The sequence below is a fragment of the Brumimicrobium sp. genome, from assembly GCF_048268645.1.
GTDB classification, from domain to species: Bacteria; Bacteroidota; Bacteroidia; order Flavobacteriales_D; family Crocinitomicaceae; genus Brumimicrobium; species Brumimicrobium ulvae.
The window spans coordinates 42247-63876 of record NZ_JBLWVE010000001.1 but is presented as its reverse complement, the minus strand read 5'-3'; the positions used below and the strand labels follow the sequence as shown (position 1 = coordinate 63876).

Below are 21630 nucleotides of genomic sequence, written 5' to 3'. Positions count from 1 at the left end.
AATAGGTCATGGGGGGAAATTCAAAAGTTAAAGATTACGCTTTATTTACGAAGTTTAGATTATCATTTTCTGTGATTATTTCTGCCTTATCTGGTTTTTTATTTGCAGGTGGAGGAACATGGCTTGAAGCTTTTTATCTAATGATAGGTGGATTTCTTGTGACTGCCGCCAGTAATGGAAGCAATCAAATATGGGAGCGTAAACTAGATAAAATGATGTCGCGTACTGAAAAACGTCCGCTACCTCGTGGTTCGATGAGCTTGGCGGAAGCCTATAGTGTCGTTGTTTTGTCTTTGGGGCTTGGATCGTGGATGTTGTATCAATTAAACCTGAATGCAATGATCTTAGGTTTGATTGCCTATGTTTCTTACGCATTTATTTACACCCCATTAAAGCAGGTTACACCTTGGGCCGTTATTGTTGGTGCATTCCCAGGCGCTATACCTCCAATGTTAGGAGCCATTGCAGTAGTTGATGAGTTTTCGGCCATGCCGGGCGCTTTGTTTTTTGTACAGTTCGTTTGGCAACTCCCACACTTTTGGGCCATTGCATGGGTTGCCCATGATGATTACCAAAAAGCTGGGTTTTATTTGTTGCCTTCAGGTTCCGGAAAATCAAAAACCTCTGCATTTAGAATCGCATTGTCTGCCTTGTTGTTGATTCCTTTTACTTTATTTCCTTGGGTGCTTAATTTTGTAGGTGCTTTTAGCGTAATGTTTGCTTCAGTATTGGGATTGATATTCTTTTTATATGCGTATCGACTCTACCTGACCCTAGACGACAAAGATGCTAGAAAATTAATGTTCGCTTCTTTCATTTATTTACCTTTGATACAGTTTGTCTATGTCATTGATAAATACTTCTTTTTTACAACATAATAGAGAGAACAGTTATTAAAATTATAAGTCATGAAGAAAAATTTTGACGATTCATATCCAGTAGAGGTTCAAACGAAAGTGAAGAGAAACCTCGTTTGGGTTGTGATTTTGAGTATTACAATGATGTTTGCTGGATTCACCTCGGCATACATTGTTTCTATGGGAGACAGTTTTTGGGTAAAGGTGGATATTCCTAAAGAGTTTTTTATCAGTACAGCGATTATTGTTCTGAGTAGTCTGGTTTTGTTTTTAGCCCATAAAGCAGCTAAATCAAATCAATTAAAAAAGGCACGAATGCTAATTGTTGCAACTTTATTCTTAGGAATAGGTTTTGGTACTTTTCAATTTTTAGGATATAAGGCACTTGTTAAAAGTGGAGCGCATTGGGTAACTCATATTATCGTTGATGATGGTCGGTATGGTGATTACTATGAAATTAAAAAAGGAGGGGAGTACCTAACGGTTGAAAATAATCAATACTACTTTAAAGGAGAGAAGCTAGAGGGGGAAGATAAGGAAGCGTTCAAATCATTCGCAGCTCAATTTAATGTTCCGCTTCTTGAGGATTTAAAAGGTAAGAACATCAGCTATGGTGAATTTACTTTATTGTATAAAAGTGAACCTTTAAACTTTATGGATGGGGAGTTTATTCGTCCCAATGGAGAACGGATAGAAGAATTAGACTTTCAAAGGTTGCGACAATTGGTACAAAACATTGAAGACGATCGCGCAGATTTCTTTATGCAAGGAGAAATGGGGAAAGATTTTAGGTTGTTTTACAATGGAAATGAATTGGATTATCATGAACGTACCCTAATGTATAAAGGTCAACCCTTAAGTGCAAATCTTCAAAACAAGCTTTTGAGAGGAAATACCGACATGAGTACAGCTTATTTTTATGTCATTACAATACTTCACCTTCTTCATGTTGTGGTAGGATTGATTATGTTGATTTATATGTCAGTTCGCTCATACTCAGAGGAGAACGCTTACAAGATGGCGATATCTTTAGGTGCTGGATCGATATTTTGGCACTTTTTAGGTGTATTATGGTTATATTTATTACTATTTTTACTTTTTATTCATTAAATTCGCACAAAACAAATTCAAAATGGCAGGACACGCTTCTAAAGAGATGAAAGCTAATAAAGTGGATTGGGGTGGTAAAACCTCACCTTTTAGCGTAAGTTACGGTAAGTTAATGATGTGGTTTTTCCTTGTATCGGATGCTTTGACATTCGGTGGATTCTTGGTAGCCTTTGGTTTAACAAGGTACTCCTATGGGGGAGCTTGGCCAATTGGTGAGGAAACATTTGATGCCTTACCGTTTTTAACAGGTAGCTATCCACTTGCATACGTTGCATTGATGACGTTTATTTTGATTATTAGTTCGGTGACTATTGTTCTTGGTGTTGAAGCAGGGCACAGAATGGACAGAAAAGGAGTTACGAAATGGTTGTTGGCTACAATTGTAGGAGGACTTGTGTTTGTCGGTTCTCAAGCTTGGGAATGGTCACACTTTATTCATGGAACGAATTTCGGACGTGTAGAATTAAGCGATGGTTCTGTAGCGACAGCAAAAGGGGAGTTTGGAAAAATTCACGATTTTGAAATCGTTCGTCCTGGTTCACATTATGAAGGTGTTGGGACTAAAATTACTAACGACAACATTACAGCTGAAGACGGAGATTTAATGCACGCATTTCAACATGCAGCGGCAAAAAGAAAGCTGTCAGGAACTGCAGGAGCAATGATGATTACGCTTCATGATGGAACTGTTGCTAAAGTAAATAAAGAAGCAGATAAGAACCTTCAATTGATTGTAAAGGTACCTGGAAAAGAATACGCTGTTTCTTCTGCAGCTGATGAAAGTACAAGAATTCACGAAGCAGATGGTTCTGTAGACTTATACTATGAAGCTCTTTCTAAAGGAAACGTTGTTTATGGTGCGAATCTTCATGAGAATGAATATGGCCCACAAACTTATGGACACTTCTTTTTCTTCGTAACTGGTTTCCACGGATTCCACGTATCTATCGGAATTATTTTAATGATCATTGTTTTCATCAACGTATTGAAAGGTACATATGAAAAAAGAGGTCACTACGAAATGGTCGAGAAAGTTGGTTTATACTGGCACTTTGTCGATTTAGTATGGGTGTTTGTATTTACATTCTTCTACTTGATATAAATAAGAAATTAGCACTAGATATTCATTTGTATATTTAATATAACATGGAACAAAGAGACGACATTATAGAATATTCTTTAGATAACCATCACTCAGAAGAGGAAGGGAAAAAGATTAGAAAAAAGATTTGGAAAGTTACATTGATTCTTTCTATTGTAACCTTAGTAGAAGTATTCTTCGGTGCGATGGTGAAGCAAGGAAGTAGCATGTGGCTTACTGTAAAGGTATTGTTCATTCTACTAACAATTGTAAAAGCAGCATACATCGTGATGACGTTTATGCACCTTGGAGATGAGAAAAAAGCATTGAAGTGGATCGTTCTTCTTCCATACTTGATTTTTATGACTTATCTTATTTTTATAGGTCTGGCCGAAGGTGCAGCGTTATATCCAAGAATGCACTAGTAACTTCAACTGGTTTGGAAAAGAAAAAGAAAAAAGGGGGCTTTTGGAAGCCCCTTCTGGTGATTTTTGTGGTTTTTGGACCAGCAGCCTTCTTGATTATGATTTCAATGGGAAAGTGTGAACATAACTTTCAAGAACTTCCCGTTTATGCTGAAATGCCAGCCTACGAATTTGTTGGAGCAGATGGTAAAGTAATCAATAACAAAACGCAAGAAGGAAAGATTACTTTGTTTACAACCCTTCAAACTTCTTGCCCGCAGCATTGCGCTATTGATATTTTTAAATTTAATCTTCAAATCTATCAAGATTATAGAAAGAGTCAAAAACGTTATGGTCACGTTGAAATCATTTCTATTGTTACAGATAAAGATGGAAATCCTGTTGAAAACCTAGATGAAATCCTTTTCACCATGAATGATATGATTGAGGGATACGATTCTACTATTTGGAATTTAGCCACTGGCGATCCAAGGCAAATCTATGATATTGAGAATAATGGGGTAAACCTTTATTCCACAACTGCAGAAGATACTTATGCAGGTAAATCTTATCTGGAAACGATGCTTATTGTCGATAAACAAAATCAATTGAGACTTGTTAGAAGAGGAAACCAAGAAGGTTTGATCCGTGATTTTAAACAACATGTTTCACTTTTAGATAAGCAATATGCAAGAGAGAAAAGATCAGAAAACGCAACAAAAGAAGAACAGTAAATCTCTATTCTTCTTTCTCATTTTATCCTTATTTGTTTTTCAATCTTCTTGTACTTCTGATAAAGAGAAGCAAAAACAAGTTGATTTACCATTTTATGGTCACCATGATGTTGTCTATCAAGCTACTGAGGAATACGAAGTAGGAGATACTGTTTACCATACTGTTCCGCAATGGGAGTATTTAACACATGATTCAGTATTGCTGAATTCTAAAAGCATTGAGAATAAAATTTGGATTGCAGATTTCTTCTTTTCTTACTGTCCTACAATTTGTCCTCCTATGACAAAAGCAATGCGTGGTGTATCAGATTCTTTGAGCGCATACCAAAAGGACTTAGCATTCCTCTCATTTTCCATCGACCCGGATAGAGATACACCATCACGTCTTCGATTATACAGAGAACGACATGAAATTACCGCTGATAATTGGTATTTCTTGGCTGGTGATGAAGCTGAAACTCATGCCCTGGGTATTGATGGCTTCCAATTGTTTGCCAATGCAGATGAGCAAGCTCCCGGTGGATTTGCACACAGTTCTAACTTCGTCTTAATTGATGAAAATCAACATATTCGTGGTATTTACGATGGACTTGATCCTGATAGTCGTAAACAATTAATTAAAGATGCTAAATTGTTACTCAATGCAAAGTAAAGTCAAAACTCCTGCTCAGATAAAGTCATTTAAAAAAATAATTGTAGCTTTATCTATTGTTATCCCGCTTGCCGTAGCACTGCTTTTCGAAATTAAAGTAGAAGGTCTAGATTTTTCTTTTCTACCACCAATTTATGCAACTATTAATGGAATAACAGCGGTGTTGTTGGTAAGTGCATTAATTGCGGTCAAATACAAGAAAATTACCCTTCATCAAAACCTAATGAAAACGGCTTTGCTTTGTTCTTTATTGTTCTTGGTCTTGTATGTTCTGTATCACATATCCTCAGACAGTACCCCATACGGTGGGGAAAGCACAACCCTGTATTACACCATTTTGATTTCGCATATAATTCTTAGCGTGGGTGTAGTGCCATTGGTTTTATTTACCTATTTCTTTGCTTGGCAAGGAGATTATTTAAAACATAAAAAATGGACACGATTTTCATTTCCTATTTGGTTATATGTCGCTGTGACAGGAGTTATCGTTTACATCATGATTGCTCCATATTATGGCGATTAGAAAAGGTTAACGCTGAAATATAGACTTGAATAACCATATAAAATGTGGAGAAGAAGAACCATCATTTATGGTTGTTTTCTAATTCATTTCTCTAAACTCTTTGATGTCTTTTCGAATTTTAAAATAAAGAATAAAAACACCAGATAGACATAAACATACTGCGCCGATTAATTGAGGCCATTCTTCAACATGCTTAATAAGAATACCGCCAATAACCGTTAATCCTATTCCAAAAACATATAAGATTGATGCGCCGTGACCTCCCGTAATGGCATCAAAAAATGTTGATATCCAATTCATAATTGCAATATTAAAAGATTATTTCTTTTCAACTTTAAATTCAAAGTCACATTCCTTACACTTATACACGGATTTGAAATGTAAGGGGAAAACAGCGAGCAATAACGAAATAATTGCTGACATAAACCCGAAAAAGCCTTTCATAGACTTAAAGTTGGTATAAAGATTTGTTGAGTTACATTTTGGACATTGAATAACATTTTCATTGTGATCTACTAGAGGTTGTAATTCTAATTCTTTTATGATTGCCCTAGCTTTATCAGCATCTTCTTCGTTGACTTTTAATTTGACTCCCCCAACGGCGATGTTGAAAAGTGGATTTAAAGTCATAATATTTTCATCAAAAACAAAACAATCAATACCATCAGTCTCTAACCTCCCTTTCATTATGTGTACGTCAATCCCGTTGTCGGAAGTCATTATTGTTACAAGTGCCATTGTTTATTTTTCCTTAAAGTTATTCAATAAATACAAAGCTGACAAACCAATTACATTAACTTTTCTGTCTTTCCTAAGTAAATTACTAAACCAATGCGTATTGCGGTCATAATTGTTAAAACCGTGAGTAATGAAGTCATTTCAAATCCAATGACAAGAATTAATCCCAGGAAGTTTGTCATAGACAAGGCAATCACTTTAAAAAGGAAGTTGTTTTGAAAAATCAATAAACGGTCCTTGATCTTAATCATTTGTATTGCTTTTAAAAGGTATACAAATGTCAAAGAGCAGAATGCAAACAGGACTTCTTTTGTCATTAAAAGATTCTTTTCTATGAAACTTTCATTTGGATCGATGGCTACAGAAATAAATCCAACGATTAAATATTGTATAAGTAGCAAAGGAATAATTCCAATTAAAATATTGGCTATTGGTTGAGCTTTCTTATTGATTTTAGTGTTTTTACTTACTTCCCTTAGCCTTAACAACACATAAACCAACAGAAGGACCGTAATTTCAATCAAATAATAAACGAAGATTCCAAAAGGTTCCCATTCGAAATAGTAGGCCATGAATAACATAACAACATAAGAAAATATTATTCCGAGTTCGTTAAAGAAGTTGTTGATGTATTTCATGTAGATTCTTCGTTTGGTTTGGCAAATTATACAAAAAGATAGAAGGATGCTGTTAAAATAGCTTCTTAAAAGTAGAGTATTTGAAACGAGTACTATAAGTAGTTATTCGTTGTTTTGGAGTCCAATTCCATCAATCAAACATCCCGTACCTTTGCTGTTTTTAGTTTCATTTGCTTGGTAATTAATCTCATACTCAATGACTAAACAAAAACTCCACCTTAGCCTTCGAATATTCAAAATATCCTCATTATCTTTGCGGCGTCTCTAAGGGGTGTCACGACAATAAATGTCGAGACTGAGATTATACCCATTGAACCGGATCAGGTTAGTACCTGCGGCGGGAAGATGACCAAAAGAACAATAGTGTTAATTCGAATTTATTATAAATCCAAGAATTAGCCCCTGATTCTTGTTAAATGTTTAAAAGCATGAAAACAAGAAATGTTATGAAAGCCTTGACAGCGGCTTTGTTGTTGTCAACCAGTGCGTTCGCACAAAATCAAATCTTTGGTAAAGTCAAAAATGATCATGGTGAAGCCCTGGTAGGTGCTACTGTGAGTATTAAAGGACAAAACACCGGAGCTGTCGCTCAAACCGATGGTGAATACATCATTAAAGATCTAAAAAATGGGACTTATGAAGTAAGAGCAAGCTTCTTCGGGTATGAAACAATGTCTAAAACCATAGTGGTAGACAAAGATGTGGAAATTAATTTTTCATTGAACGCTACTTTCTTCCTGCAAGAAGGAATTGATGTTAGGGCTGTACGTGCAGATAAAAAAACGCCAACAACGTATTCTAACATTACCGCAGAAGAAATCGAAGGTCAAAACTATGGTCAAGATTTACCTTATTTGTTAGAATCTATGCCCTCAACGGTTGTGACTTCAGATGGAGGTTCTGGAGTAGGGTACACTTCATTTAGAATTCGTGGAGTGGATCCAACAAGAACCAATGTAACAGTTGATGGAATTCCGTTGAACGATGCGGAATCACAAGGTGTTTTTTGGGTGAATATGCCAGACTTCTCCTCTTCTGTAGAGAGTATGCAAGTTCAGCGTGGTGTAGGTACCTCATCAAACGGCGGTGGAGCATTTGGGGCAAGCATCAATATTGGAACCAATAAACTTGCACAAAAGCCTTATGCGATAATTGATAACTCTGGTGGTTCTTTCAATACCATTAGAAACTCTGTAAACGTTGGAACAGGAATGTTAAAAAATATGTTTACAGTTGATGCGCGCTTATCTCGCATTAAATCGGATGGATACTTAGATAGAGCAAGTTCTGATTTGAAATCATTTTACCTTTCTGGAGCTTATCACGGGAAAAAGTCAACTTTAAGGTTAAATATTTTTAGTGGAATGGAAAAAACCTACCAAGCTTGGTATGGAACTCCAGAAAGTCGCATCGAAAATGATGAGCAAGGGATGATTGATTATGCCGGTCGAAATGGATTGTCAGCGGATGAATTAGAGAACTTGTTGACTTCTGGAAGAACATATAATGCCTACACTTATGATAATGAAACGGATAATTATCAACAAGACCATTATCAATTACACTATGCATATCAGTTCAATAGAAAATGGAATATGAAAGCAGCAGCACACTATACAAGAGGTCGTGGCTATTATGAAAACTACCGTCCAAACGATAAGTTTTCAACCTATGGATATTCACCAATTACAGTAAATGGTGACCTAATCGATCGTATGGACTTAATTCGTCAAAAATGGTTAGACAATCATTTTGGAGGAGGAATATTTAACTTTAACTACAACAGCTTGAAAGGACTAGAACTGACTTTAGGAGGAGGTTTGAACAAGTACATTGGTGACCATTTTGGACACGTAATTTGGGCTGAATATATGCCAGATCATGAAAAAAGTGATAAATATTACGAAAATAATTCTACGAAATATGATGGTAACGTATACCTAAAAGCCAACTACCAATGGAAGAAGTTTACTTTCTTTGCCGATGCACAGTACCGTCATATTGATTATGCATTCTTAGGAATTGACGATGTTAGTGGAAGCATCGAAGAGGTGGATCAACGTGTTTTCTATAACTTCTTTAATCCAAAGGCTGGATTGTCGTATAGAATCAATTCACAAAATTCAGTTTATGCCTCTTATGCAATTGCGAACCGCGAGCCTGTGCGTAAAGATTTCCGTGAAAAAACTGCAGGAAACAGACCTTCACATGAAACATTGTTTAACCTTGAAGCAGGTTACCGATACACCCACCAAAAAGCGTTTATCAATGCCAACGTTTATCATATGATGTACGATAATCAATTGGTATTGACAGGTGAAATTAACGATGTTGGAGGATACACAAGGACAAACGTTAAAGAAAGTTACCGTTTAGGATTAGAACTTGAAGGAGGATACCAAGTATTCGATAAACTAGGGATTACAGCCAATCTTTCTTTAAGCGAAAACAAAATCAAGAACTTCGTAGAATATGTTGATAGTTATGATGCATCATGGAATGTTATTCCTCAAACAGAAATTGAACATGGTACGACAGATTTGGCGTTTTCTCCATCAGTAATTGCTGGATTGACATTAAATTATGCGCCTGTTAAAGGTTTAAAAGTAAGCTTGATTAACAAATATGTGGGTAAACAATACCTGGACAATACTTCAAATGAGGACCGTGCATTGAACGCATATTTTGTAAGTCACTTTGATTTATCGTATAGTTTTTCAGCACTTGGATTTGAGGAGATTACAGTAGGGGGTAGAGTAAATAACCTCTTTAACGAATTGTATGAGAACAACGGATATACATTCTCATACCTGGTTGCAGGAGATAGGACTCAAGAGAACTTCTATTATCCACAAGCCGGACGAAACTTCATGGTGAGGTTGTTGTTAAAATTGTAATAAAAAAATTAGGGGCGATTGATTAATCGCCCCTATTTGATTTTATAAGCGCTCTAATTCAAAGCCTACTTTTTCTACTGCTTCGATAATTTTGTCCTCTATATCTTTTGTTGCATAAACAGTCAATATTTTATCTGGATGATCTAAATCTACATCCCATTCTTCAATTTCATTGATTGCATTCAATCCTGGAGTGACTTTTTCTTCACATCCACCACATTTCAACGTCGTTTTAAATTTTAATTCTTTCATCGTTTTTGTTTTTAATAAAGTAAATCTTGATTATCCTTTTAGCTCATTTATTAATTTAAATTGGTGTCCGAGCGAAGTCGAAGCCCCAATGCTAAGTAATATTTTCGATATCTCATGCTATAGTTTTATGTTTTTTAAGCGTAAACTATTGAGTACTACAGAAACTGAGCTAAATGCCATCGCAGCTCCTGCAATCATTGGGTCCAATAAAAAACCATTCACCGAATAAAGTACTCCTGCGGCAACTGGAATACTAATTACGTTATAGAAAAACGCCCAAAACAAGTTTTGTCGAATGCCTTTTACGGTTCTTGATGAGAGCTTTAAAGCTTTAGGAATTGCCGCTAAATCCGAAGTCGTTAAAGTGATTTTAGCTACATCCATCGCAATGTCAGAACCATGTCCCATCGCTATTCCTACATCAGCCTGTGCCAAAGCTTCAGAATCATTAATTCCATCTCCCACCATGGCTACTACACGACCATCTTTTTGGAGTTGCTGTACAAAATCTGATTTGTCAGAAGGCATTACACCACCTTTGAATTCAGAAATCCCTACTTGTTGAGCCACTGCTGTTGCCGTGTTCTGATTGTCACCAGTCAACATATATACATCAACACCTAGGCCTTTCAAATCTTTTATGGCTTGAATAGAGTTTTCTTTGATTTCATCTGCAATTCCTAAAATAGCAAGTAATTGTTTATCGTCAGTAAAAAACACTACTGTTTTGGCTTCGTTTTGCCATTTTTGAACGGTATCATTTAACGCTTCGTCAATAGCTATTCCTTGACCTTCAACTAAAGCTCTATTTCCAATAAAAAAGGTTTTTCCATCTTCGTCTTTCGCTTGAACACCTCGCCCTGTAATACTGTTGAAATCTGTCATTTTAGAAGGTTCTACACCCTCTTCTTTGAGCTTTCTTATGACAGCATCGGCTAAAGGATGTTCTGAATCTGCTTCTAAAGCTAAAAGTTTTGAACGTAATATTGCTTTGTTTTCATTAATCAACCATTTTTCGTCCGTAACATTAGGTTTACCTCTGGTAATTGTCCCTGTTTTATCAAGAATAATGGCGTCTACTTTGTGGCCTAATTCTAAACTTTCTGCATCTTTAATTAAGATGTTGTTTTCAGCCCCCAAACCAATTCCAACCATGATCGCTGTTGGTGTTGCCAATCCAAGTGCACAAGGACAAGCTACAATTAAAACGGCAATAGCTGTTGTTAATCCATGAGAGAAGGCTAGATCTCCTCCAAGACTCATCCAAACAATAAAAGTTAGAATGGCTACTCCAATAACAATGGGAACAAAAATACTTGCAATTTTATCCACCAATTGTTGGACAGGCGCTTTACTTCCTTGGGCTTCTTGTACACGTTTAATGATCTGTGAAAGTAAAGTATCTTTCCCCACTTTTTCAGCAGTAAAATGAAAGCTTCCTTTCTGGTTGACAGTTCCAGCAAAAACCTTTTCTCCTTCATATTTTTCAACAGGAACAGGTTCTCCAGTAATCATGCTTTCATTTACAAATGAATTTCCTTGAATTACCACTCCATCTACAGGAACTCTTTCTCCTGGTCGAATAATAATGGTATTTCCTTTCTCAACTGCTTCAATCGGAATCTCTTGTTCTGTTCCATTAATGATGGCACGCAAGGTTTTAGGCTGAAGCCCCATCAACTTTTTAAGCGCAGAAGAAGTATTGGATTTGGCTTTTTCTTCCATTACTTTCCCTAACAAGATAAAGGTAATGATAACCGTTGCCGCTTCGTAATAAACATGTGCGGTGATTCCCTGTGATTCTAAAACTGAAGGAAAAAAGGTGCTGAACAGACTAAACAAATAGGCAATTCCCGTACTTAAAGCCACCAAGGTGTCCATGTTTACCTTTTTGTGCTTTGCTTGTTTCCATGCATTGATAAAAAAACTTCTACCAAAGATGAAAAGTACAGGAGTGGCAAATATTAGTGAAATATAATTCCCCGGTGTCCAGCTCATAAAGAACATTCCTAAAACAAATACTGGCAAAGTCAAAATTGCTGCCCAAAAGGTTCGTTTTTTGACTTCTTTGTATGCTTTATCTTGTTGCTCTTCTTGTTCTTCTTTTGCATTTTTTTCTGAAATGATAATATCATATCCAGCACTTTGCAAATTAGATTTTAATTGTTCTTTACTTACTTTTTTACTGTCATAGGAAACCAAAACAGTGTTAGAAGTAAAGTTCACTCCCGCTTCTGTAACCCCATCCATTTTGTTGAGGATGTTTTCAACACTAGACGCGCATCCCACACAGGTCATTCCAGTAACAGGAAAAGTAAGTTTTTTTATGTTAGAATTACTCATATAAGGTCATTTTTATTGAATAACAAATATCGGCAAATTGGATACAGAAAGTGTTACGTTATTTTGTAAGAAAGGTATGAAAATTTGATATCTTGCTTCTTTTGACGCTGACAGTCTCAATCACCCAACCATTTTTCTCTTTGCGAACCTCAGCGAAACCTCAGCGATGCTCCGCGGTAAAATTTTAACCACCTAAACATCCGCAATCCCCCTCCTCTTCGGGTCCCTCAGCTCCTTAAACTGTGAAAGCGTCATCCCTGTTTCCTTTTTAAAAACGTTAGAAAGATAAGCTACACTGTTGTAATTGAGTTGATGTGCAATTTCTGCTGCAGTCATTTCATTATAAAAAAGCAATTCCTTTACTTTTTCAATCTTCTGAAGTACAATAAATCGATTGATAGTAATGCCTTCTACTCCAGAAAACAAGCGACTCAAATAGGAATAGTCATAATTTAATCTTTGACTTAGGAAATCTGAGAAATTGACGTTTAAAGGCTCTGAGTCATGATGGATTTGTTGAATGATTGCCGTTTTTATCTCTGATATTAACTGAGTTGTAGCATCAGACAAAAGTTCAAACCCCAATTCATTTAACTTTTCACCAAATTCTTTTCGAATGGATTCAGACACCTCGTCCTTTAGGAAAACCTGACCAAGTTCTATCTTTTCTGAAGGGATGTTCATTTCCTTTAAAACTTCATCCACAGCTGTAATACACCGCGGACAAACCATGTTTTTTATGTGAAGCGTTTTTGACATTTGCTTTGACGAAAATACAAAATTATAGGCGATATTGAATAGACGAAAATCAATAAAGTCTTAAACCAATCCCAACTTGTATCACCTCTCTCCATCCCAAACCTATATATTCTCCATGTCTAAATATGCTTCTACACTGAATATAGGAACTTCTGGAACAGTAGATTTTGCATAATTACAAGCCAGTTCAAATTCGTTTTCCCACACGAGATGAAGAGAATACATAGAATGCAGAGGCATAGCCATTTTTTTATCTTCATTGGACCTGATGTTTTAAAACGATAAGCGGATCGTTAATATCAATTAAAAGTAATAAACATACTGCTAAACAGTGCTTTATAGTCTTGTTTATTTTCTTTTGAACACTATCCAATTATGAACTGTAGAAAGTTGGATATTTTGAAAAACGAAAATTTTAATGTACATTTGAAAGACACTCATGCAAGATAAAAACCCAAAAAATTATGAAACCATTACTTAGGAATTACCTATTTCTATTCTTATCGTTTAGTATAGTTAATTCTCTTTCTGCCCAAGATAACAACTCTATTCTACAGTCAGTTATCAATGAAAAAGCAAGTGCGTATAACTTAAGTTCAAATGATGTAAAGTCATGGGGAATTACAGATACCCATGAAGATAAATCTACAGGAATAAGCTATTATTATATAACACAAAAACACCAAGGCCTTTTCGTACACAACGCCATCAGTGTGATAGCAATAAAAGATCAAAAGGCTTATTTGACGGCCAACAATTTTGTAAGCAAGTTAGAAGAAAAAGTCGAAACAACCACCGCAACGATTTCTGCCAAAGAGGCTGTTTTAAGTGCTGCAAGCGCATTAGGATTAAAGTTCCCAGGTCGAATGACTGAAAAGCAAAGCAAAGAGAATCACTTTGTTTTTTCTGCTGAGGGATTGTCAAAAGAAGATATCAACGTTAGATTAAAACTGTTTTTGTCCAACGATGAAAGCATACGTGCAGTTTGGGATTTAGATATTTATCAAATGAATCAAGAACATTGGTGGCACGTTCGTGTTGATGCTCAAACAGGTGAGCTTTTAGATCAAACGGATTGGGTTTCTCAATGTAATGTTGGACCAGGTTCTGGATCACATGCTGGACATAATCATACCATTGAAGAATTCACTTCTTTCGATATTCCTAACTCATCTGTTTTGGGTGCAAGTTATAATGTATTTGCGATCCCAGTGGAAAGTCCGAGTCATGGTGCTCGTTCTATAGTAGTAGATCCTGAAAACCTTTCTGCTTCACCTTATGGTTGGCACGATACGGATGGGCAGCCTGGAGTGGAGTTTACAACAACTAGGGGGAATAATGTCTATGCAAGTGAAGACCGCAATGCAAACGACCAGTTAGGATACTCGCCCGATGGAGGTTCGGCTTTGGATTTTGATTTTCCGCTCAATCTTAATTTACAACCACAAGCAAATGAAGATGCAGCAATTACCAACCTCTTTTATATGAATAATATCATGCACGATGTATGGTACAACTATGGTTTTGATGAAGCAAGTGGTAATTTTCAACAAAACAACTATGGAAATGGGGGGTTAGGAAATGACCATGTTTTTGCCCAAGCACAAGATGGTGGAGGAACCAATAATGCTAATTTTGCAACTCCTCCTGATGGAAGTAATCCAACCATGCAAATGTATCTTTGGTCAGCACCAACTCCTCCTTATTTAACTGTAAATTCTCCGTCAACAGTGAGTGGTCAATATCAATCAATTCCTGCTAATTTCGGACCTGCAATCCCAACAACTCCAATAACGGCAGATTTAGTTATTTATGACGACAATACAGCGAACCCAACCGAAGCATGCTCACCAGCTGTTAATGCTGGAGCTTTAAATGGTAAAATCGCCGTTATTCGACGTGGAACATGTCCTTTCGTAGATAAAGTTGCAAACGCAGAAGCTGCAGGTGCACTTGCTGTAATTATTGTGAATAATGTTGGGGGTACAATCACAATGGGGGGAACAGACCCAGGTCTTGGAATTCCTTCGCTTTCTGTTACAATGGCCGACGGAGAAGCTTTAATTACGGAAATTGAAAATGGAGCAACAGTTAACGCAACTATCGTTGATGCTTCTTCAGTGCAACTAGATGGTGATTTCGATAATGGAATTGTGGCTCATGAATATGGTCACGGTATTTCAATTCGCCTCACAGGTGGTGCCGCTAATTCTTCTTGTTTAAGTAATAGTGAACAAATGGGTGAAGGTTGGTCAGATTGGTTTGCACTGATGTTAACCATTGAACCTGGCGACCAACCCGGAGATGTTAGAGGAATTGGAACATACGCTACTGGAGAGACGCCGATGGGGGGAGGAATTCGTCCGCGTCCGTACAGCACAGATTTTAATATCAACGAAATGACTTATGCAGCAACCAACAATACAGGTGCTATATCACAACCCCATGGAATCGGATTTGTATGGGCTACAATGTTGTGGGATTTAACTTGGGCGCTGATAGATAAGCATGGAATGGATCCAGATGTGTATAATGGAACAGGTGGAAATAATATTGCGATGCACCTTGTTATTCAAGGCTTGAAACTTCAAGGATGTAATCCTGGGTTTGTTGATGGAAGGGATGCTATTCTTCAAGCAGATCAACTGCTTTATAATGGTGAAAACACTTGCCTAATATGGGAGGTGTTTGCCAATAGAGGACTCGGTTTTTCTGCAGATCAAGGTTCAAGCAACAGTAGAACGGATCAAACAGAAGCTTTTGACTTACCTCCGTTTGTTGGTTCAACTTACAGTACGGAAACAATTACAGCTTGTGGAAGCTATACTTGGCCAACTAATAATCAAGAGTATACTACTTCAGGAAGTTATAACGCGTATTTATTGAATGAAAACGGTTGTGACTCAATAGTTACTCTTGATCTAACGATTACAGCTTCAGAAACATCAACGATTACAGAAGTAGCTTGTGGGAGTTATACTTGGTCTGCTAATAATCAAACGTATTCTAATTCTGGAGTTTATACCGAAACTTTAACTACAGTAAGTGGTTGTGATTCAATAGTTACTCTTGACCTAATAATTTCAAATTCGCAATCTTCAACGGTAACCGAGGAAGTTTGCGGAAGTTATACTTGGTCAGCTAATAGTCAGACCTATACTACTTCTGGAGTTTATACCGAAACTTTAGCAACAGTAGAAGGTTGTGATTCTATTGTAACTTTAGACTTGACGATCAATAATCAGTCTGTTTCAACAACGGTGACCGAGGAAGTTTGCGGAAGTTATACTTGGTCAGCAAATAATCAGACCTATACCAGTTCGGGAGTTTATACCGAAACTTTAGCAACAGTAGGAGGCTGTGATTCTGTCGTGACTTTAGACTTAACGATCAGCGGTCAAGCTGTTTCAACAACAGTAACGGAGGAAGTTTGCGGAAGCTATACTTGGTCAGCCAACAACCAGACTTATACCAGTTCGGGAATACATAGCGAAACTTTAACAACAGTAGGAGGTTGTGATTCTATCGTAACTTTAGACTTAACAATTATGGATATAGTTACTGATCTCACAATAGACTTTGAAAACAATGCTTTGGTATCATCACCAAACTATTCAAGTTATCAATGGGTAGACTGTGATGAGAATTACGCTCCTATTTCGGGTGAGGTGAATTCAACTTTCACCCCTTCAAGTAATGGAAACTATGCGGTAATCATCACCAATGGAAATTGTGTGGATACTTCAGCGTGTATGAGAATAAATATTTTAGATCTATACAATCATGAAAAGAACAGCATGAAAATCTATCCAAATCCTACAGGTGGATTGGTTAAAATTGAGTTTGTAGAACCATTTAGTCAGGGGAAAATTAGCGTTTATGAAATGACTGGAAAGTTAGTTCAAGAATTCAATTTAGAAAATCAAAAACAATTTCAATTTATTCTTGAAGGAGAGACTGGTGTTTATATTATTGAGCATCAGACAGCTCTAGGAATTGTCAATAGGCAAAGAATTACAAAGTTAAACTAAGAAAGAAAGTTTAGTTTTTAAAGAGGGGCACTGATTTCTATGAAGGAGAAAAGTGTCCCTTTTTTTATGCGAATAAAGTTTCCATATCTTTAAGCAACCTATCCAAGAGCCATTGCGTTTGAAACCAAAATTAATGCAATGAAGTTTATATTTGGAGTAGCGTTTATAGCGCTAGCATTGTTTGGAAATGGTCAAACATCAAAAAAAGTTTTATTTATTGGAAACAGTTATACCAGTGCAAATAATCTTCCAGGTTTAGTTTCATCTTTAGCTGCGGCTGATGGGAATAATTTAACAACTGATGCCCACATTCCAGGGGGCGCTCAATTAAATGGACACGCAAGCAACGCAACAGTACTCAATAAAATTGCTGCTGAAGAATGGGATTTTGTTGTTCTTCAAGAGCAAAGCCAAAAACCATCCTTTCCAGATGCACAAGTTCAGAGTGGAGTTTATCCTTATGCAGAGATATTATCCGACAGTATTCATTCTAATAATGAATGTAGCGTTCCTTTATTTTATAATACTTGGGGCAGACAAAATGGCGATCCGCAATGGGAAGGAATCAATACTTTTGAAAAAATGAACAGTCGTTTATTCAACGCCTATACCCATATGGCCAATGCGGCTGATGGAATGATGTCTCCAGTAGGTGTTGGTTTTGCTCATATCAAACAAGATGTATCAGCGGTCGTTGATTTTGCAAGTTTGTATACGGGAGATGGAAGCCATCCAACAATACACGGTTCCTATTTAGCAGCATGTATTTTCAACAACATAATTTTTGATCAAACCTCAACAGGAAATTCTTTTTTACCGACTGGAGTAACACAAAGTCAGGCAGCATACCTTCAGGGGGTTGCAGATCACGTAGTATATGATGTAGATTCTGTTCAAGTTGATTTCAGACCATTGACGAACAATTCTTTTACCTATATCGAAAATGAAGCTGAAGTGACATTTACACCATCCATTGTAGAAGGTAATTTTGTGTCATGGGATTTTGGAGATGGACAAGTATCAACACAAGAAAACCCAACCCATAATTATATAAATACAGGAGTCTATACAGTGAAATTATTTTCTTCTAATAGCTGTTATACGGATTCAACTCAAAAAGAAGTCATCATCTCCTCATTGTCTGTGTCAGATGAACATTTATTCAAATTGAGAATATATCCAAATCCTTCACCTAATGGAGTGATTCATATTGAACTTCCAATCAACCAAAGCTATACAGTTTATACTGTTCTGGGAGAAGAGGTGTATACAGGGAAAGAACAACAATTGATTTTAGATAAAGGAGTGTATGTGATTAGAGCTAAAAATACAAGTCAAAAAGTCATTGTGAGATAATTAAATCATTCATTTTCAATTTGTTTAAATTTCACCAATGCAAAAAAACAACTTTTGACACAATTACTTTTTAATTGAAAAACAGATTAAAAGTGAACAAGGAATTATCTTTTTTTAGCATTCCCATTCAGAAATCGAAAAAGAGTTAAAACAATTTAATTAGTTTTGTTTAATTATTTATTCCAATTTGAATTATGGGGTTCCTTAAGAAACTAGGTAATTTTATTATTAGTAGAAAGTTCATCATCAACTTTGTGTTGTTTTGTCTTGTCTGGGTTGTCGTTATCTGGGGAAGTGCTAAATATTTTGATAGTTATTCTAGACATGGAGAAACGATTGATGTGCCAAGTTTGTTGAATAACAATGTAAAGGACATTGAAGTGTTAATTGGAGATAGAGATATTCGTTACGAAATTTTAGATTCTATCTATAATCCGGATTTGGTGGAAGGAACAATTATTTACCAAAACCCAATGCCTACCGATTCCTCAGGGCTATTTGTTAAATCTGATCGGGTGATAAAAGTGCGTGTTTCGAAACGTTCAAGGTTAGTATACGTTCCTGTTGTGATCAGTAAAAGTCATCGATTTGCAGAAGCCGTTTTGATGTCAAAAGGACTGAGAACACGGGTTAAATATGTGCCAAGTAACGAAGATCAAGGAAGTGTAATTGAACAGAAATACAAGGGCAAGAACATCATGACAGGTCAGCAAGTTCCAATTAATTCTGTAATTGAATTGACAGTTGGAAAAAGAACCGTGGGTAATTTGGTAAGTGTTCCAAATTTACAAGGCCTTACAATAAATGAAGCGGAACAGCGTTTTGGAGGAGGTTCTAGTTTGAGACTCTTTCCTGTTTATATGGCATGTGAAACTCAGAGTGATAGCTTGAACGCAAGAGTGATTCGTCAGACTCCTGTTGCTTCTGATAGCAGTAAGGTTCCTGAAGGATCTACAATTACAATTTTTGTGTCTCCAAATACGGGTGACCTTAACGAATAGTAAAACATTACAATGAAGATTTTTTATCTCCTTATCACACTGCTTTTTATTGCACCTGTCTTTGCCCAAGACGGCATTAGTCCTTTAACTGCAAATCCAGATTTATTTGGTAAACAAAAAGTACAAACGAAAGCTTTGACCAATAGTTTTGACAGTACGTTTTATTATAAAACAGACACCCTAACATTGCCTTTCTTTGACGATTTTTCAAGAAATAACTTCCAGCAATACAAGGCCGAAATTGGAGATGCTAATGTTACGGAAGAATTGTTTCACAGACTACTCGATGAGAATACCTCTCTTCCAATGGCTGCTGACTTGGTATTGACCAGTACGAAAACTTATCGTTCTGCTTATGACCCATTAGCAGATACAACCATTATACATTATTTCGATTCTACGCGTTTTCTTTATGATGACTTAACAGTTTACGCCCCAGATTATATTCAAACCTATGGTTTTCCACCTTACATTATTTACGATACCATTGATGGTACTGGGAACCCCCAAGACACAGTCTGGATTTCTGAACCTGAGTTTGTTCAGGATTCTGCAAGAATTTTTATTTCTACGATAACAGCTCCTGAAAAACTATGGTTAAACGAACAGGCTTATCATAATTATCGATTTTCTGTTAACCCTTGGTCACTTGGTGTAGTTACCTTTGATGGACTTGATGAATATGGATATCCCTATAATTTTGGCAGTGCAATAAATGCAAATGCAGATACTTTACTTGCAAAACCCATCGATTTATCGGTAAATTCACCAGCAGACTCTATTTATTTTAGCTTTTTATACCAAACGGAAGGATTTGGAGATGTCCCAGAAGCAGACAAAGATTCTTTGTTTCTTGAATTCTATTCTCCTGTTACCGAAACTTGGAAACGCGTTTGGAGAACTGAAGGTGGACCGACAACAGATTTTAAGGTTGGACATGTTGCAGTAAAAGATCCTGATTATTTTGGAAAAGGATTCCAATTCAGGTTTATTAATTATGGTTCTTTGGCAGGAGCATTAGATCACTTCCATATCGATTATGTTGATTTTAGAACATTATCTGGATATCAAGATACCCTTTTTAAAGATTTTGCCATTGTTTATCCTATTTCCACTTTGTTGAAAGATTATATCAGCGTACCTTGGAAACACTATCGAAATCATCCGACAGGAAAAATGAGCGATGAGGTAGAGGTTACGGTGAGAAATGGAAGTGAATTAACAGAGAATAACCAAAATGGGAAAGTGAATATTTATTATGATGGAACTTTAGAGTCTTCCTTCGTTCTGAACGCTTCAACTTTATCGGGTGGAAATATCAACTATTCACCACGTACAACTTATTCTAGTGTCCATGATTTCTCTACAGGATATGCCTACGACCATACCTTGACCAATGACACTTTAGCTCATTTTGAATATGAAGGAGTCGCCACAGCCCAATTTCCAAACTATGCCCCAAACGATTCAACCTTCGGACGACAAGTGTTTGAGAATTACTATGCCTATGATGATGGAACCGCTGAAAAGGCTTATGGCGTTACTGGTGTTCAAGGATTGTTAGCAGTTCAATTTAATGCTTATCAACCAGATTCTTTGGTCGGGATTCAAGTACATTTTGTTCCTTCTGTTGTGGATGTTTCTACTAATTTATTCTTATTAACTGTTTGGGGTGATGACAATGGAGAACCAGGAGCGGTTCTTTATGAAGACGAATTTTTCTATCCTCGTTTACCAGAATATACCCATGGAAGAAATGTTTTTAAAACCTATTATTTTAAAGATACTATGCGCGTTGGTGTGGGAGAAACATTCTACATAGGAATGCGTCAAATTGACGAAGAAAGGTTAAACATTGGGTTTGACGCCAACCACGATAACTCTGATAAAGTGTTCTGGAGTATTGATGGTGGTGGTAATTGGTACAACGCAAGTTATTCTGGTTCCGTTATGATGCGTCCCCTAATTACCAGTAAAATGGATTATCAATTAGGCCTACCTGATTTTACGGTTGAGGTAGTAGACTTAGACTTTACTGTTTATCCAAACCCAACCAATTCAATTGTGAACTTCGAGGTGATGAATCCAAGCACAAGTACCTCCTTCGAAATTAGAGATTTAAACGGAAGAGTAGTGAAGCACATTACAGACCAAGTGCAAACTGATGTATCTGACCTACAGAGTGGAATTTATCTGGTTAACCGACTAGAGAATAAACAAATAATAAAGACTAAGAAATTAGTAGTTCATTAAA

Annotated in this window: 19 protein-coding genes and 1 riboswitch; of the genes, 12 read left to right on the top strand and 7 right to left on the bottom strand. The window is 36.6% G+C overall.

The annotated features are described in order from the left end of the window. The first annotated feature begins 8 nt into the window (after positions 1 to 8). From cyoE to ACN0U3_RS00245, 7 genes are read left to right on the top strand one after another with little or no spacing between them, the layout of a single operon-like run. Complete coding sequence (gene cyoE / locus ACN0U3_RS00275; protein ID WP_417264691.1) at positions 9 to 878, top strand: heme o synthase; 870 nt, start codon at positions 9 to 11, stop codon at positions 876 to 878. Between the two features lie 30 nt (positions 879 to 908). Beyond that, positions 909 to 1967: a cytochrome c oxidase subunit 3 gene (locus ACN0U3_RS00270; RefSeq protein WP_417264690.1), complete on the top strand. Its 1059-nt coding sequence runs from the start codon at positions 909 to 911 to the stop codon at positions 1965 to 1967. Positions 1968 to 1989: 22 nt separating this feature from the next. Continuing rightward, positions 1990 to 3069, top strand: coding sequence for a cytochrome c oxidase subunit 3 (locus ACN0U3_RS00265; protein WP_417264689.1), 1080 nt, complete (start codon positions 1990 to 1992; stop codon positions 3067 to 3069). Positions 3070 to 3113: 44 nt separating this feature from the next. Further along, on the top strand, positions 3114 to 3473 hold the full coding sequence (locus tag ACN0U3_RS00260) for a cytochrome C oxidase subunit IV family protein (protein WP_417264688.1): 360 nt from the start codon (positions 3114 to 3116) through the stop codon (positions 3471 to 3473). A gap of 14 nt (positions 3474 to 3487) precedes the next feature. Next, on the top strand, positions 3488 to 4186 hold the full coding sequence (locus ACN0U3_RS00255) for an SCO family protein (RefSeq protein WP_417264687.1): 699 nt from the start codon (positions 3488 to 3490) through the stop codon (positions 4184 to 4186). Beyond that, the gene (locus tag ACN0U3_RS00250; RefSeq protein ID WP_417264686.1) at positions 4140 to 4838 is read left to right on the top strand and encodes an SCO family protein; all 699 of its coding nucleotides are present in this window, start codon (positions 4140 to 4142) and stop codon (positions 4836 to 4838) included. The genes ACN0U3_RS00255 and ACN0U3_RS00250 overlap by 47 nt, the downstream gene beginning before the upstream one ends. After that, positions 4828 to 5361, top strand: coding sequence for a DUF420 domain-containing protein (locus tag ACN0U3_RS00245; protein ID WP_417264685.1), 534 nt, complete (start codon positions 4828 to 4830; stop codon positions 5359 to 5361). The genes ACN0U3_RS00250 and ACN0U3_RS00245 overlap by 11 nt, the downstream gene beginning before the upstream one ends. A gap of 78 nt (positions 5362 to 5439) precedes the next feature. Here the strand turns inward: ACN0U3_RS00245 and ACN0U3_RS00240 are convergent, their stop codons facing one another. The 3 genes from ACN0U3_RS00240 to ACN0U3_RS00230 are packed head-to-tail and all read right to left on the bottom strand — an operon-like array spanning position 5440 to position 6737. Then, positions 5440 to 5661: a hypothetical protein gene (locus ACN0U3_RS00240; protein ID WP_299207042.1), complete on the bottom strand. Its 222-nt coding sequence runs from the start codon at positions 5659 to 5661 to the stop codon at positions 5440 to 5442. 18 nt (positions 5662 to 5679) lie between these two features. Beyond that, positions 5680 to 6099 carry a DUF2007 domain-containing protein gene (locus ACN0U3_RS00235; RefSeq protein WP_417264684.1) on the bottom strand — a complete coding sequence of 140 codons (420 nt, stop codon included), beginning with the start codon at positions 6097 to 6099 and terminating at the stop codon, positions 5680 to 5682. A 50-nt stretch (positions 6100 to 6149) separates the two neighbouring features. Then, positions 6150 to 6737: a hypothetical protein gene (locus ACN0U3_RS00230; RefSeq protein ID WP_417264683.1), complete on the bottom strand. Its 588-nt coding sequence runs from the start codon at positions 6735 to 6737 to the stop codon at positions 6150 to 6152. 244 nt (positions 6738 to 6981) lie between these two features. Beyond that, positions 6982 to 7096: riboswitch (TPP riboswitch) on the top strand. Positions 7097 to 7165: 69 nt separating this feature from the next. Here ACN0U3_RS00230 and ACN0U3_RS00225 point away from each other — a divergent pair. Continuing rightward, positions 7166 to 9634: a TonB-dependent receptor gene (locus ACN0U3_RS00225; protein ID WP_417264682.1), complete on the top strand. Its 2469-nt coding sequence runs from the start codon at positions 7166 to 7168 to the stop codon at positions 9632 to 9634. 42 nt (positions 9635 to 9676) lie between these two features. Here the strand turns inward: ACN0U3_RS00225 and ACN0U3_RS00220 are convergent, their stop codons facing one another. The 4 genes from ACN0U3_RS00220 to ACN0U3_RS00205 form a co-directional block, all read right to left on the bottom strand. Continuing rightward, positions 9677 to 9886 (bottom strand): heavy-metal-associated domain-containing protein, encoded by a 210-nt coding sequence (locus ACN0U3_RS00220; protein ID WP_417264681.1) that lies wholly within the window; start codon positions 9884 to 9886, stop codon positions 9677 to 9679. A gap of 117 nt (positions 9887 to 10003) precedes the next feature. Next, a complete protein-coding gene (locus tag ACN0U3_RS00215; protein ID WP_417264680.1) occupies positions 10004 to 12229 on the bottom strand; it encodes a heavy metal translocating P-type ATPase in 2226 nt (741 codons plus the stop codon). Positions 12230 to 12421: 192 nt separating this feature from the next. Continuing rightward, positions 12422 to 12988, bottom strand: a complete 567-nt coding sequence (locus ACN0U3_RS00210; protein ID WP_417264679.1) for a helix-turn-helix domain-containing protein — start codon at positions 12986 to 12988, stop codon at positions 12422 to 12424. Positions 12989 to 13090: 102 nt separating this feature from the next. After that, positions 13091 to 13234, bottom strand: a complete 144-nt coding sequence (locus ACN0U3_RS00205; RefSeq protein WP_417264678.1) for a hypothetical protein — start codon at positions 13232 to 13234, stop codon at positions 13091 to 13093. A gap of 218 nt (positions 13235 to 13452) precedes the next feature. Between ACN0U3_RS00205 and ACN0U3_RS00200 the strand changes: the two genes are divergently transcribed. From ACN0U3_RS00200 to ACN0U3_RS00185, 4 genes are all read left to right on the top strand, one after another. Continuing rightward, on the top strand, positions 13453 to 17019 hold the full coding sequence (locus ACN0U3_RS00200; RefSeq protein ID WP_417264677.1) for a T9SS-dependent M36 family metallopeptidase: 3567 nt from the start codon (positions 13453 to 13455) through the stop codon (positions 17017 to 17019). Between the two features lie 138 nt (positions 17020 to 17157). Next, positions 17158 to 18375 (top strand): DUF4886 domain-containing protein, encoded by a 1218-nt coding sequence (locus ACN0U3_RS00195; protein WP_417264676.1) that lies wholly within the window; start codon positions 17158 to 17160, stop codon positions 18373 to 18375. A 194-nt stretch (positions 18376 to 18569) separates the two neighbouring features. Then, positions 18570 to 19376, top strand: coding sequence for a PASTA domain-containing protein (locus tag ACN0U3_RS00190; RefSeq protein WP_299207062.1), 807 nt, complete (start codon positions 18570 to 18572; stop codon positions 19374 to 19376). 12 nt (positions 19377 to 19388) lie between these two features. Beyond that, the gene (locus ACN0U3_RS00185) at positions 19389 to 21629 is read left to right on the top strand and encodes a T9SS type A sorting domain-containing protein (RefSeq protein WP_417264675.1); all 2241 of its coding nucleotides are present in this window, start codon (positions 19389 to 19391) and stop codon (positions 21627 to 21629) included. Position 21630 lies beyond the last annotated feature (1 nt).